General features: G+C 68.1%; 15 protein-coding genes and 1 tRNA gene. 8 read left to right on the top strand and 8 right to left on the bottom strand.

Annotation, left to right across the window (positions count from 1 at the left end; translation table 11 throughout):
- Window positions 1-12 precede the first annotated feature (12 nt).
- Window positions 13-86, top strand: a tRNA-Ile gene (locus ACZZZF_RS03400).
- Here ACZZZF_RS03400 and ACZZZF_RS03395 read toward each other — a convergent pair.
- The 6 genes from ACZZZF_RS03395 to ACZZZF_RS03370 all read right to left on the bottom strand — a co-directional run bounded on the left by ACZZZF_RS03395 (window position 68) and on the right by ACZZZF_RS03370 (window position 4519).
- Window positions 68-694 carry a hypothetical protein gene (locus ACZZZF_RS03395; protein ID WP_295102183.1) on the bottom strand — a complete coding sequence of 209 codons (627 nt, stop codon included), beginning with the start codon at window positions 692-694 and terminating at the stop codon, window positions 68-70. The genes ACZZZF_RS03400 and ACZZZF_RS03395 overlap by 19 nt on opposite strands.
- Window positions 691-1524: an endonuclease/exonuclease/phosphatase family protein gene (locus ACZZZF_RS03390; protein WP_394194145.1), complete on the bottom strand. Its 834-nt coding sequence runs from the start codon at window positions 1522-1524 to the stop codon at window positions 691-693. Before ACZZZF_RS03390 ends, ACZZZF_RS03395 begins: the two co-directional genes overlap by 4 nt.
- Window positions 1521-2324: a glycosyltransferase family 2 protein gene (locus ACZZZF_RS03385; RefSeq protein ID WP_463497056.1), complete on the bottom strand. Its 804-nt coding sequence runs from the start codon at window positions 2322-2324 to the stop codon at window positions 1521-1523. Before ACZZZF_RS03385 ends, ACZZZF_RS03390 begins: the two co-directional genes overlap by 4 nt.
- Before the next feature lie 104 nt (window positions 2325-2428).
- Window positions 2429-2761, bottom strand: a complete 333-nt coding sequence (locus tag ACZZZF_RS03380; protein WP_463497054.1) for a DUF7882 family protein — start codon at window positions 2759-2761, stop codon at window positions 2429-2431.
- Window positions 2762-2847: 86 nt separating this feature from the next.
- Window positions 2848-3786 carry a helix-turn-helix transcriptional regulator gene (locus tag ACZZZF_RS03375; RefSeq protein ID WP_053096041.1) on the bottom strand — a complete coding sequence of 313 codons (939 nt, stop codon included), beginning with the start codon at window positions 3784-3786 and terminating at the stop codon, window positions 2848-2850.
- Entirely contained in the window at window positions 3767-4519 is a 753-nt protein-coding gene (locus tag ACZZZF_RS03370) for an exonuclease domain-containing protein (protein WP_463497051.1), read from the bottom strand. The genes ACZZZF_RS03375 and ACZZZF_RS03370 overlap by 20 nt, the downstream gene beginning before the upstream one ends.
- 80 nt (window positions 4520-4599) lie before the next feature.
- Here ACZZZF_RS03370 and ACZZZF_RS03365 point away from each other — a divergent pair, with 80 nt between their 5' ends.
- Window positions 4600-4869, top strand: coding sequence for an alpha/beta fold hydrolase (locus ACZZZF_RS03365; protein ID WP_463497049.1), 270 nt, complete (start codon window positions 4600-4602; stop codon window positions 4867-4869).
- 13 nt (window positions 4870-4882) lie between these two features.
- Window positions 4883-5500, top strand: a complete 618-nt coding sequence (locus tag ACZZZF_RS03360; RefSeq protein WP_463499909.1) for an alpha/beta hydrolase — start codon at window positions 4883-4885, stop codon at window positions 5498-5500.
- Here the strand turns inward: ACZZZF_RS03360 and ACZZZF_RS03355 are convergent.
- The gene (locus tag ACZZZF_RS03355) at window positions 5472-5945 is read right to left on the bottom strand and encodes an Lrp/AsnC family transcriptional regulator (RefSeq protein WP_053096043.1); all 474 of its coding nucleotides are present in this window, start codon (window positions 5943-5945) and stop codon (window positions 5472-5474) included. The genes ACZZZF_RS03360 and ACZZZF_RS03355 overlap by 29 nt on opposite strands.
- Before the next feature lie 168 nt (window positions 5946-6113).
- Between ACZZZF_RS03355 and pdhA the strand changes: the two genes are divergently transcribed.
- The 3 genes from pdhA to ACZZZF_RS03340 are packed head-to-tail and all read left to right on the top strand — an operon-like array spanning window position 6114 to window position 9603.
- Entirely contained in the window at window positions 6114-7229 is a 1116-nt protein-coding gene (gene pdhA / locus ACZZZF_RS03350; protein ID WP_463497047.1) for a pyruvate dehydrogenase (acetyl-transferring) E1 component subunit alpha, read from the top strand.
- Between the two features lie 2 nt (window positions 7230-7231).
- A complete protein-coding gene (locus ACZZZF_RS03345) occupies window positions 7232-8242 on the top strand; it encodes an alpha-ketoacid dehydrogenase subunit beta (protein ID WP_463497046.1) in 1011 nt (336 codons plus the stop codon).
- Complete coding sequence (locus ACZZZF_RS03340) at window positions 8239-9603, top strand: dihydrolipoamide acetyltransferase family protein (protein ID WP_320488243.1); 1365 nt, start codon at window positions 8239-8241, stop codon at window positions 9601-9603. The genes ACZZZF_RS03345 and ACZZZF_RS03340 overlap by 4 nt, the downstream gene beginning before the upstream one ends.
- Here ACZZZF_RS03340 and ACZZZF_RS03335 read toward each other — a convergent pair.
- Window positions 9596-10189, bottom strand: coding sequence for a TetR/AcrR family transcriptional regulator (locus tag ACZZZF_RS03335; protein WP_463497044.1), 594 nt, complete (start codon window positions 10187-10189; stop codon window positions 9596-9598). The two genes, ACZZZF_RS03340 and ACZZZF_RS03335, sit on opposite strands and share 8 nt — an antisense overlap.
- Window positions 10190-10301: 112 nt before the next feature.
- Between ACZZZF_RS03335 and ACZZZF_RS03330 the strand changes: the two genes are divergently transcribed.
- The gene (locus tag ACZZZF_RS03330; RefSeq protein ID WP_463497043.1) at window positions 10302-11855 is read left to right on the top strand and encodes a carboxyl transferase domain-containing protein; all 1554 of its coding nucleotides are present in this window, start codon (window positions 10302-10304) and stop codon (window positions 11853-11855) included.
- 5 nt (window positions 11856-11860) lie between these two features.
- Window positions 11861-13783 carry an acetyl/propionyl/methylcrotonyl-CoA carboxylase subunit alpha gene (locus ACZZZF_RS03325; protein ID WP_463497041.1) on the top strand — a complete coding sequence of 641 codons (1923 nt, stop codon included), beginning with the start codon at window positions 11861-11863 and terminating at the stop codon, window positions 13781-13783.

Raw genomic sequence — 13783 nt, 5'->3', positions numbered from 1 at the left:
GCTGGTCCTCACGGGGCGGTGGCCAAGCTGGTTAAGGCAGTGGGCTCATAACCCAACGATCGCGGGTTCAAGTCCCGCCCGCCCTACTCCTGCTCCGCTCCGCAGCGACGTCATCGGTCGACCGCTGTCGATCGAGGGACGACGTCGCCAGGACTGTTCCGGCGGCGATCCCGCCCAAGGCGCCGAAGACCATGTCGCCGATCGTGTCCTGGTAGGTGACGAAGATCTCGTCACTGAGGTAGGCCCAGCCGAGCCACTCGATCATCTCCCACACCGCGCTCAGCGCGAGCGCCACGACGGGCGCGAGGATCAGCGACGTGCGTCGGCTGGCGCCCGAGTCGCGAGTCAGGGGAACGACATCTGCCCGGGTGAGGATCAGCGCGGCGACGACCGTGAGAACCCCCGTGCAGATCAGGTGCAGGAGCAGGTCCCATCCGGGGATCGACCGGTACAGGTCGAGCACATTGCTCCACGCCGCCACGAGCACGGTGGCGCACACGGTGAGGTCGAACCACCCGCGCATGCCCAGAACTCGCGGCAGCATCAGTGCGGGAAGGGCAAGCGCCGCGATGCCGGCGTCGGTCGGGGCGAGCCATATCAGCGCGACGGCGACCCCGACGATGCCCACCGCCCGCACGGCGTCGGCCGACCACTCCGTGACGGTGCGCGGCGGTCGCAGGAAGTCCTCTTTCACGGTGTCCTCCCCGTCAGGCGCAGGAGCGCCTGCACCGGTCGATGATCCGAGGGCGCGATCCCGTCGAAGACGTGTGCGTTCACTGCAGCGGCACGGACTCGGACATCCGGACTGACGAGCAGCCAATCGATGCGTCGACCGCCGACCTTCGGACGCCGATATCCGCTGAGGGTGCTCCACAGGGGCGTCAGCCGATCATCTGCCGCGCCCCAGGAGTCGCTCAGATCGGCGCGCGAGACGAGTGTGCGCAGGGCCTGGGAGCCGGGGCCCGCATTGAGGTCTCCCATCACGACCGTCGGAAGGGAGCGCGCGCGAACCAGTGCGGCGATGACCTCGGCAGAACGTCGCCGAGACCGACGCGAGAGATGATCGAGATGGGTGTTGACGACCAGGAACGCGACCCCTGTCGACCTGTCCCTGAACTCCGCGGAGACGACGATGCGAGGAAAGAGCGCTCCCCATGACAGGCTGCCCGGCTCGTCGATCCGTGTCGAGAGAGCGTGTTGGTCCCACCCGCGCAGTTCCAGCCGCGATGCGTCGTAGAGGATGGGTGTTCCCTCACCCGTGCCATCGCGGTTCCTCCCTCTGCCGACGAACCGATGGTCCCGCCCGAGCGCGTCGGCGACGGCCTTCAGCGATCGGGGGAGCACTTCCTGCAGTCCGAGGACGGTCGGCCGCTCCGAGCGGACCATCTCGGCGACCGCAGGCTCGCGATGGCTCCAGCGGTCACGCTTCCGACGCAGGGCGCCTTCCATCGCGCGACGGATGTTGAACGACATCACGTGCAGGTCCGGTGCAGCAGCGGGACCGATCAGCGGCACGACCGTCACCGGGCGCTCCGTCCCGCGGTGCTGAACAGGCGGCGGCGAACGATGAGCCGTCCCCAACGCACGGGTGGGAAGTCGCGGGGCCAGTGCACGAGCACGCTACGGACGCCTCGGTGCACGCGTCGACCGAACTGTCCTGCGGTGAGCGGCCTCATCGACATCCCCATCGTGGTGTGCGGGAGCCGCGCGATGCGGTGGTTCTCGCCGAGGTGGAAGGCGAGGTCGAGGTCGTCGTGGATGTCGGGGTCTCCTCGGTGCACGTCGGACCGCACGGCCTGCCAGGCCTCCCTGCGGAACGCGAGATTGGATCCGAAGAGAGGCAGATGTCCGAGAGTGACGCTCAAGAGGGTCATATAGGCGCCGAGATAGAGCCGCGAGAGTGGCGTGCGCAGGGCTGCCGGCCCGTCCGTGAAGCGCGCGGGCCCAGTGATCGCCCCGAGGTGCTCGTCGTCGTCGAAGGCCGAGACGATGGCCGTGATCCACTGAGCATCCGGTTCGCAGTCCGCGTCGAGGCGCAGGATCAGTTCGCCGAGAGCCGCGTCATACCCGGTCGACGCTGCAGCGGGAATGCCGGGATCGAGACACGTCAGCACGCGCGCACCCCAGGCGAGGGCGACGGAGGCCGACGAGTCGGATGAGCCGTTGTCGACGACGATGATCTCGTCGGCCGGCTGGTCCTGGGCGTGCAGAGCGCTCAGGCAGCGCGCCAGCAGCTCGGCATCGTCCTTGACCGGGATGACCACGGACGTGGTGAGCCGTGTGCCCTGATTCGCCGTCGACGGAAGGCCATCCACCGTCTCCATCGTGTGCCCCTCGGTGTGTGCCCTCATCGGTTCGATCGTGGCATCACCCGACGTCGGGCGCGAGGGACTTGACACCGGCGGGTGCGTGCCGATGCCTGTGGACGTCAGTGAGTGCCCGCGGCGTCGAGGTCGGGCGAGGGGTCGATGACCTCGTCGACGAGCGTGATGCCCCCGCTCGAGTTGGCCGAATGAGCGAGATCCTCGATCCATCGGCGGCTGAGCGCGGGCGTCTCGCTCTCGTCGAAGACGAACCGCAGCGGGATCGACGGATGCAGCCAGACCGTCGAACGGCCTTCGGTGTCACCGTCGGGATGCTTCCACGTGAGTGTGAAGCTCTCGTTGCGACGCAACTTCGTCGCGACGACGACCTTGAGGTGCGCGAGCGCCCGATCTTCGATATGGATCGGCTCCGAGCCGCCGTAATAGAGAGAACCCATATCTCGGAATATATGTCTCAGTCGGCGCCGCTCTCGGCGTGCTGGTCGCGGCGCGCGACACGTGCGAACAATCTGTTCGCATAGTGTCATCGACGGTGCTTCGCCGCCGTCACAGAAGGAAGCACGCCGAAGCTCTCGCGATACGCCGCGGCGAAGCGAGACGGATGCGAGAAACCCCACCGGCGGGCCACCGCGGCGACCGTCGTCGGTGAGCCCGTACGCAGGTCGCGGTGCGCTCCATCGAGGCGCGCCTGCCTCAGCGACTCCGCCGGCGTCGTGTCGAGCGCGCGCCGAAAGGCGTATTGAAGGCCTCGCGTCGAGATGTGGACGGCAGCGGCGACGTCGTCGACCGTGATCGGCCGGTGCGAGTTCTCGGCGATGAAGGCGAGGGCGCGACGCACCGTCGCCGGCGCCGGCGTGCTCTGCGCCGGCCGATGCCGTTGCAGGCGACTCGTCGTCGCGAAGGCCGCGAGCGTCGTCGCCGCGGCATGGCGGGCCAGTTCGCTGCGCACGAGATCGTCATCGTCCGCATCGTCGACGAGATCCGCGGCGCTCATCTCGAGATACGCGAACATGCGATCCCAGGCGGCCCCAGCGTGCGCGGAGCGCGGAGCGAGATCGCCCACGCGGACGGATACGCCGTCGTCGCCACTGATCCTCTTCGCGAGGTGGGTCAGGGTGTCCCGCTCGAAGACGAGTGCCGTGACCCTCGCTCCCGCATCCCAGCGGGCGCGCACTCTCGGACCATCGGAGATCCAGGGGAGACTCGCATCGAGATCTCCTCGATCGGAGTACACCCGGGCATCGGGCCCATCGACACGGCAGACCAGCACCTGGTCCTGTGGTTCGGCTGTCGAGCGCACCTCGGCGGCGAGGTCGTACCGCACGAGACTCACGGCACCGAGATCGGCAGAGTGCCAGTCGAAGCGGAAGCGTTGCGGGTCGACGTCGTGCAGTACGGCGGACGGGACGAACTGCTTCCAGGTGCTCTCGACACGCGAGACGTCACTGGTACGGAATCGCATCGCGGGGCACCTCCTGAACGGTTCGACGTGCACGGACCGGCCAGGTTCCGTCGAGGCGCTCATCAGGTTCGATGCGGCCCATCCGGATGAAGTACTCCGTGAGGCTCGCCGCCTGAGAGCGGGCCCACCCGATCTGGCGTGTGTGCAGCTCTTCCAGCGTATCCGGAAGCACGAACTGGCGGGCCAGAGCCTGCGCGACCCGGCCGGCGGCCACGGCATCCGCCGCCGCTTCGTGGGCGTCCTCGAGGCGCACCGCATAGAGGGCTGCGACCACCTCGAGCGTGCGCTTGCCCGGACGATAGCGGTCATAGGCCTTGTCGATCACGAGCGGGTCGATGATCGGTGAAGGGTCCTCCAGTGGCGGGATGCCGTGGCGGTGCGCCTCGTGTGCCAGGAGGGAGAAATCGTATGCGGCGTTGTAGGCCACGATCGGCACACCCTGAGAAAGCAGGGATCGCAGGGCCGCCGTGACCTCTCGGACCACCTCGGCGCCCCGCCGTCCGTGGCGGCGCGCGTGCTCGGTCGTGATCCCGTGCACGGCGGTGGCGCCGTCCGGAATCGGCACGCCGGGATCCGCGAGCCAGTCCCGTGCGGCGATCTCGCGGCCGCCGGCGTCGAGGAGCCCGACGTGTGCGCTGACGATGCGGTCGTGCTCCACGTCCACACCGGTCGTCTCGAGGTCGAACACGCCTACGCGAGTGATCCAGTGCGGGAGCGAGGGTGCCGGGGGCATGATCTCACCGTAGAACCGGGCTCCGACATCGGGGCGGAGGCACACGGGGATCCCGCATGCGACGACCCTAGACTTGATCCATGCCAGCGCCCTCTCCGTATGCCGACCGTCTGAGCCGACTGCCGGTCGTGCGTCATGAGGTCGAGGCCAGAGGCGGGACGACCGTGTACTGGGAGTACGGTCCCTCCGATGCAGATGTGACAGTCGTCGCCGTGCATGGATTCCGAGGTGAGCACCACGGTCTCGAGCCGGTTCTCGCGTTCCTTCCCGAGGTCCGGGTCATCTCTCCCGACCTTCCCGGCTTCGGAGAGACGGCGCCCGTCGCCGGGCGCTCGTACGAATCTCGATGAGTATGTCGCGTGGCTGACCGAGTTCGCCGCTGCGGTAGCCCCCGGGGCGGTGATCCTCGGGCACTCCTTCGGATCGATCGTCGCCTCCGCGGCCGTGGCGGCAGGGCTCGAGACTCCGCGGCTGATCCTCATCAATCCGATCGGCGCACCCGCCCTCGAGGGCCCCAAGGGCATCATGACGCGGCTGGCCGTGCTGTACTACTCGCTCGGGGCGCGGCTGCCCGAGCGGCTGGGCACTGCTCTGCTGCGGAACCGACTGATCGTCAGAGTCATGAGCATCGCGATGGCGAAGACGTCGGACCCGCAGCTGCGCCGTTTCATCCACGATCAGCACGACACCTACTTCTCGCGCTTCGCCGACCGCGATGTCCTGCGGGACGCCTTCGTGACGAGCGTGTCGCATGATGTGAGCGAATTCGCCCGCTCGATCCCGACCCCGACTCTGCTCATCGCCGCTCAGCGCGACGACATCACACCGATCGAGGTCGAGCGGGAGCTCGCCACCAGATTCGATGACGCGACCCTCGTGGAGATCGCCGAGGTCGGACACCTGATCCATTACGAGACGCCTGCCGAGGCTGCAGGCGCCGTACGACGATTCCTCAGGATTCCCGTCTCGCGAGCCCGATGAGGCCGGCAACCCGGAAGGGGATGACCTCGCCCATGGCCAGGGAGGTCTCGGTCCGCTCGACTCCGTCGATGGACAGGATGCGCGCATCGGTGTCGAACAGGTGGCGGGCGTCCCTGCACGCGACGCGTGCCAGCAGGTCGATCGATCCGCTGAGTCCGTGCGCCTGCACGACCTCGGGAATGCGCGCCAGTTCGTTGATGATCCGCGGCAATTCGGTCTGACGCACGCCGATGCTCACGAACGCCTGAAGGGGGAACCCCAGCACGTCGGTCGAGAACGACCGCTCGTACGACTGGAAGATCCCTGTCTGCTCGAGTCGCGCCATGCGCGCCTGGATGGTGTTGCGGGAGAGTCCGAGATTCTCCGCCAGCGCCACGATCGTCACGCGAGGGTCATCGGCGAGTGCGGCGAGAAGTTCCAGATCAATGCGGTCAAGTCCGGCCATAGTGCCAAACGATAGCAGGGACGATGCACCCCATATTTGGCAACATGCTCAAGCCGCTCTCGATTGCTTGAGCGAGGTGATGAGCGGACGTACTCTCAAGTGAACCGGCGCTGAGGCCGGGGCCGCGCGTAGAACCCGTGACGACGGCCACGAACGAGGAGGACGACGATGTCACCCCAGATCACTCCGATCGCCGACATGGCGCAGGATCTCGAACTCGCGGAGCGCATCCTCGCGCCGGACGGCGAGCGCGTCGCGAACACTCGTCTCGACGGGTTCGTCGCCGACGTCGACGGTGCCGGACTGCGCGCGCTCCACCGCGACATGGTCGTCCTCCGGCGCATCGACGCGGAGGGGGTGGCGCTCCAGCGCCAGGGCCAGCTGGGGCTCTGGGCGCCATGCCAGGGGCAGGAGGCGACCCAGATCGGAACCGCGAGGGCGCTCGCACCGCAGGATTACGTCTTCCCGAGCTACCGCGAGACGGGTGTCATCTATGCACGGGGCGCGCAGCCGGGCGACTTCGTCCGTATGTGGCGTGGTGAAGAGGGCGCGGGTCACGACCCCGCAGCGCTCCGCGTCGCTCCGTTGCAGATCATCATCGGAGCGCAGACGCTCCACGCGGTGGGGTATGCGCTCGGCATCCGTCATGAAGATGCGGACGAGGTCGCCGTCACCTACTTCGGCGACGGTGCCACGAGCCAGGGAGATGTGAACGAGGCGATGATCTTCGCGTCCTCGTATCAGGCTCCGGTGGTGTTCGTCTGCCAGAACAACCACTGGGCCATCTCGGAGCCGGTGTCGGTGCAATCGCAGTATCCGATCGCCGGACGCGCGCCCGGCTTCGGCATCCCGAGCCTGCGCGTGGACGGCAACGACGTGCTGGCCTGCATGGCCGCGATGCGCTGGGCTCTCGCGCACGCGCGGTCCGGACAGGGCCCCGCCTACATCGAGGCCGTCACATATCGCATGGGGCCGCACACGACAGCCGACGACCCGACCCGCTACCGCAGCGACGACGAACTCCAGGCATGGCGTGAGCGTGACCCGATCGCCCGGCTGGAGGCACACCTGCGCTCGATCGGGGAGCTCGACGACGACCAGCTCGCGGACACGCAGAGAGCGGCGGACGCCGCGGCTCGAGACATGCGCGCCGAGTGCTTGGGCATGGTGACGCGTCCTCCGCTCGCGGTGTTCGACGGCGTCTACGCAGAGCCGCACTCCGGCCTCGAGCGGCAGCGCGACGAGTACGCCGCGTACCTCGCGTCGTTCGACGGCGAGGCGTGAGCATGACTGAGATCACTCTCGGAAAGGCGCTCGGAGCAGGTCTACGACGGGCGATGCGCGACGACGACAAGGTCGTGCTGCTGGGCGAGGACATCGGCAAGCTCGGAGGCGTCTTCCGCATCACGGATGGACTCCTCGACGAGTTCGGGCCCCAGCGTGTCATCGACACGCCCCTCGCTGAATCCGGCATCGTCGGCATGGCGGTCGGGTTGGCGTTCCGCGGCTATCGGCCTGTGGTCGAGATCCAGTTCGACGGTTTCGTCTATCCGGCTTTCGACCAGATCGTCGCGCAGGTGGCGAAGCTGCACTACCGGACGCAGGGCCGGGTGAAGATGCCGATCACGATCCGCATCCCCTGGGCGGGAGGCATCGGTGCTGCCGAGCATCACTCGGAGTCGCCTGAGGCGTACTTCGTGCACACCGCAGGGCTCCGTGTGATCGCGGTCTCCAATCCGGAAGACGCCTACCGGAGTCTTCGCCAGGCGATCGCGTCGGACGACCCGGTGATCTTCTTCGAGCCGAAGCGGCTCTACCACCACAAGGGCGATGTCGATCTCGACGCCCCGCTCGCGGATGCCGCCCCCATGGGACTCGCGCGAGTCGTCCGCACAGGCGATGATGCGACGCTCATCACCTACGGGGCGATGGTGACGACCGCGCTGCAGGCCGCCGAGGCCGCCGAAGACGATGGCATCTCGCTCGAGGTCATCGATCTGCGTTCGCTGTCGCCGGTCGACTACGACACCGTGGCGACGTCGGTCCGCAAGACCGGCCGTGTCGTCGTCGCGCACGAGGCGTCGCGAGAGGCCGGTATGGCGGCTGAGGTGATCGCGAGCGTCACGGAGCGCTGCTTCGAGTACCTCGAGTCGGCGCCGTTGCGCGTGACCGGACACGACGTCCCGTACCCGCCGGCGAAGCTCGAGAAATACCATCTGCCGGATCTCGACCGACTGCTGGACGCCGTCGACCGGGTGCTCGACCGTCCGAACAGCCTGACGGGAGCAGACGCGTGAACGCGGAGTTCAGACTGCCCGACCTCGGAGAAGGACTCACAGAGGCGGAGGTCGTCCAGTGGCTCGTCGCTCCCGGCGATGTCGTCGCGCTCAATCAGACTCTCGCCGAGGTCGAGACCGCCAAGGCGATCGTCGAGTTGCCTTCTCCGCACGCAGGCGTCGTCACAGCCCTGCATGCTGCGGCGGGGGAGACCGTCGCAGTGGGCGCGCCGCTGATCGAGTTCGATGTCGAGGGAGCCGACGATGCTTCGTCTGCTGCCTCGGATGGCGGCGGTGCTGAGGAGAAGGCGCAACCCAACCTCGTGGGCTACGGAGCTGCGCCATCAGCATCCGGGCGACCGGCCCGACGTGCCAGACGTGCGGTCGGCGGACGGGCGGCGACCGACACGGCCGTGCTCGAAGCGGCGCCGCACGACGCGTCGCCGACCGTGAGCGTCGAGGTCGTCGCCGAGCGGCCGCGCTCCACTCCGCCCGTGCGTGCGTATGCCAAGCGTCTCGGGATCGATCTCGTGCTGGTGGCGGCGACGGTGGGGGATCGCGTGATCACCCGCGGGGATGTCGACGACTACGCGTCTCGCACGGCGACGACCGCAGAACAGGTCGATCCCGCGCCTCCCCGACCGCGGGTTCCGGACGATGCCGCGAGCCTCCGTGATGGCTCTCGGGAGACGCGGATCCCCATCCGCGGAGTTCGCAAGCACACGGCTGCGGCGATGGTCGAGAGCGCGTTCACCGCACCGCACGTCACGGTCTTCCACACGGTGGATGTCACGGCGACGATGGACCTCATCGCCTCGCTGCGGGGCGACCGCTCACTCTCGGAGCATCGGATCGGTCCGCTTGCGGTGGTGGCGAAAGCGGCCTGTCTCGCCTTGAGTCGCACGCCCGGGCTCAATGCCCGATGGGACGAGTCCGCGGGCGAGATCGTGCAGTTCGGATACGTGGACCTCGGGATCGCCGCAGCGACCGAGCGGGGACTCATCGTGCCTCACATCCGCGACGCCGAGTCTCTGACACTCACAGAGCTCGCCGATGCGGTGGCATCTCTCGCCGTCACCGCGCGGGAAGGACGCACATCTCCTGTCGAGCTGGCGGGCGGCACCTTTTCCATCTCGAACATCGGTGTGTTCGGCATCGACGCGGGCACCCCCATCCTGCCTCCGGGGCAGTCGGGAATCCTCGCCGTCGGCGCCGTCCGGCGCCTTCCGTGGGAGTACCGCGGCGAGATCGCCCTTCGCCAGGTGATGACTCTCAGCCTGTCCTTCGACCACCGGATCGTCGACGGGGCGGAGGGAGCGAGGTTCCTCAAGGACGTCGCGGACGTGTTGGAGGAACCGGGGAGGGCGATGCTGCTCAGGTAGTCGCTCGGAGCGCTGATTCCGCCATCGCGGCGAGCACTGTCGCGGTGGCGGAGCGCTGCCGGGACGCCGCGCGCGTGCTGTGCGGTGTCGAGTTGATGAGCCCGAAGCACGCTTGCACCCGCAGACGAAGCTCGTCGGCGTCGGCATCGATCAGAGGGCTCAGGGTCTCGATCCAGAGCTCGATGTATGCGCGCTGCAGCCGGCGGACCTCGGCATGATCCTGAGCGGCGAGATGCGCGACGTCCCGGTCATGCACTCGGATCACATCCGCGTGACCCAGCGCGAACTCCACGTGGAAGGCGACGAGCGCGCGGATGCGCTCCTCGGGTGTGGACCCGCCCGCCGCGACACTCGTGCCGCCCGAGACCAGGTCATCGCTCACCTGGACGAGCACGGCGCCGAGCAGCGCCTGCTTGCCGGCGAAGTGGCGGTAGACCGCCGGTCCGGAGACGCCTACGGCGGCGCCGATGTCTTCGAGGCTCACACCGTTGTATCCGCTCTCGGCGAAGAGTCGTGCGGCTTCTCGGAGGATGGCGTCAGACCGCTCCGCCTTGGCGCGGTCTCGCGCAGTGGGAGGGCTTGTCATCTCAGTTAATCCTCGCTAACCTGATGCGATCGGTTAGTGAACACTAACCGAGAAAGCATCGAATGCGCCAGGGCGATGACGCCGGCGCGATGTGGTCGAGGAGGACGTCACGATGCCCGCAACCCAGCAGTCTCTCGCTGCCGAGCTGCACGAACGACTGGCCGTCGCCGCTCAAGGGGGGCCGCAGGCATCCCGGGAACGGCACATCGCGCGCGGCAAGCTCCTCCCGCGTGATCGCGTGACCAGACTCCTCGACGAGGGCAGCCCCTTCGTCGAGATCGCCCCGTTGGCGGCCGACGGACTGTACGGGGGAGAGGCGCCAGCCGCAGGAGTCATCGCGGGGATCGGCCTCGTCCACGGCAGGCACGTGATGGTCGTGTGCAACGACGCGACAGTCAAGGGCGGAACCTACTATCCGCTCACGGTCAAGAAGCACCTGCGCGCACAGGAGATAGCGCTCGAGAATCGACTTCCGTGTCTCTACCTCGTCGACTCCGGCGGCGCCTTCCTCCCCAAGCAGGACGAGGTGTTCCCGGACCGCGAGCACTTCGGACGCATCTTCTTCAACCAGGCCAGGATGTCCGCGGAGGGGATTCCGCAGCTCGCCGCCGTGCTCGGTTCGTGCACGGCGGGCGGAGCCTATGTCCCCGCGATGAGTGACGAGACCGTCATCGTGCGTGGCCAGGGGACGATCTTCCTCGGCGGCCCTCCGCTCGTGAAAGCGGCGATCGGTGAGATCGTGTCGGCGGAAGAGCTCGGCGGCGGCGAACTGCACGCCCGGCGCAGCGGGGTGGTCGACCATCTCGCCGAGGATGACGAGCACGCACTCGAGATCCTGCGCGACATCGTCGCCACCCTGCCGTCGCCCCTCGCTCCGGTCTGGGACGTGGTCGAGTCGCGTCGGCCGTCCGAACCCGGCTCGCTCTATGACGTCGTCCCGGTCGACGTCAACACCCCGTACGACGTGCACGAGGTGATCGATCGGCTGATCGACGGCGACACGTTCCGCGAGTTCAAGAAGGAGTACGGCACGACCCTCGTCACCGGCTTCGGGCGCCTGCACGGGCACCCGGTCGGGATCGTCGCGAACAACGGAGTGCTCTTCAGCGAATCCGCCCTGAAGGGCGCGCACTTCATAGAGCTCTGCGACCAACGCGGCATCCCTCTGGTGTTCCTGCAGAACATCTCCGGCTTCATGGTCGGATCGGAAGCCGAAGCGGGCGGCATCGCGAAGGACGGAGCGAAGATGGTCACCGCCGTCGCCAGCACCCGCGTGCCGAAGCTCACCGTCATCATCGGCGGATCCTTCGGGGCCGGCAACTACTCCATGTGCGGACGTGCGTACTCGCCTCGCTTCCTGTGGACGTGGCCGGCCAGCCGTATCTCGGTGATGGGCGGCGCCCAGGCGGCCTCCGTTCTCGGGACGGTGAAGGACGACCAGCTGAAGGCTCGCGGACAGGCGTGGAATACCGACGAGAGGCTCGCGTTCGAACAGCCCATCCGGGAGCAGTACGAGACCCAGGGTGAGCCGTACTACGCCACCGCCCGCCTGTGGGACGACGGCATCATCGACCCCGCCCAGACCCGCGACCTGCTGGGGCTCGCCCTCGATGTGGTCGCGCGAAGCCCGCTGCCCGAGCCGCGTTTCGGCCTCTTCCGGATGTGACCGCAATGACGAACAGTGTCTCCACCTCCCATCGTTTCGACAGCGTCCTCGTCGCCAATCGAGGCGAGATCGCACGCCGGGTCATCCGCACTCTCAGTGCGATGGGCATCCGCAGCGTCGCCGTCTACAGCGATGCGGATGCCGACGCCCCCCATGTGCGCGAGGCCGATCAAGCCGTGCGGATCGGCCCGGCGCCGGTCGCCGAGTCGTACCTCGACATCGATGCCGTCATCGCCGCAGCCCGCGCGACCGGAGCGCAGGCCATCCATCCGGGCTACGGATTCCTCTCGGAGAGCGTCGGGCTGGCCGAGGCATGCGCGGAGAGCGGCATCGTCTTCATCGGTCCGTCGGTCGACGCACTCCAGATCATGGGAGACAAGGCGAAGGCCCGCGACCATGTCGTGCGATCCGGGGTCCCGGTGGTGCCGGGTTTCGATGCGAGAGGACTGTCGGACGCGGAGATCGCTGACGAGGCCGACGCTGTCGGCTACCCGCTGCTCGTCAAGCCGAGTGCGGGCGGCGGCGGCAAGGGTATGGAGGTCGTCGAGGCGGCATCCGGGCTCAGCGCCGCACTGGCGTCCGCTCGACGGGTGGCGCGTTCGGCGTTCGGTGACGACTCCCTGATCCTGGAGCGGCTCATCCGACGCCCCCGGCACATCGAGGTCCAGGTGTTCGGCGACGCTCACGGAACGGTGATCACCCTCGGCGAGCGCGAGTGCACGCTGCAGCGACGTCACCAGAAGGTGATCGAGGAGGCTCCCTCTGCGGGGATCCCCGAGTCGACGAGGGACCGACTCCTCGAAGCCGCCACGCAGTCCGCACAGAGCGTCTCGTACGTCGGCGCCGGAACCGTGGAGTTCCTCATCGACGCCGATGCTCCGGACCAGGTCTTCTTCATCGAGATGAACACCCGTCTGCAGGTCGAGCACCCCGTCACCGAGGAGGTCACCGGCCTCGACCTCGTCGCCCTGCAGATCCACGTCGCGGCAGGCGGACGTCTCGACCCTGCGCCGGGTCTGCACGGTCACGCCGTCGAGGCGCGCGTGTACGCGGAATCACCGGAGCGCGGGTTCCTGCCCTCGACCGGACGCGTGCTGCTGTTCGATCCGCCGCGCGGCGTGAGGGTCGATGCGGCCGTGGAGACGGGCAACGACGTGACCGGCTTCTACGACCCGATGATCGCGAAGATCATCGCGTTCGCTGACGACCGGACCACCGCGCTCCGCCTGCTCGATGAGGCTCTGAGCAGGACCGTCGTGCTGGGTGTGGACACGAACATCGGGTTCTTGCGCACACTCTGCCGCGATGAGCGGGTCACGGCCGGGGACCTCGACACGGGACTCATCGAGACGCTTCTGCCGCTCGTCGAGGAGCCGCCATCGCCGACGATGCTGGCCGCCGCACGGCGAACCGTCTCGGGCACGGATGACGCGGGCGGCGCGACCAGGGCGAGTCAGCGAGCGGGCGCGGTGTGGCAGGACCTCACGCAGGACGATCGGCGCGAGATCTCCTTCCGGACCGAACGCGGCGAGGTCATCCCCGCGCCTGCATCCAGCGGCTCGCGGTCGCGCGCCATGGCTGCGGTGGATGACGACGGTGCGGTCTGGGTCAGCGAGGACGGACGCACCGTGCGCCTGGAGCCTCTCGATCGCCGAGCCCTGTTGCTGCACCGTCTGCAGCAAACGGAGCAGAGCGAGTCCGCGAACGGTCCGGATGCGAGAGCCCCGATGCCGGGAAGCGTGGTGGCCGTGCATGTCCGCGACGGCGACGTCGTGACCGCCGGCACGCCGCTCGTATCGATCGAGGCGATGAAGATGGAGCACCCGGTGCTCGCGCCCCAGGACGGGACGGTGCGCCTCATGGTCGCCGTCGGCGATCAGGTTCGACGCGACCAGCCGGTCGCGCACATGACGACGGAGGCGAAGTGA

The sequence above is a fragment of the Microbacterium sp. AC215 genome (genome assembly GCF_979258645.1).
The sequence above is the reverse complement of the archived record's forward strand: the minus strand, read 5'-3'. Positions and strand labels throughout refer to the sequence as shown.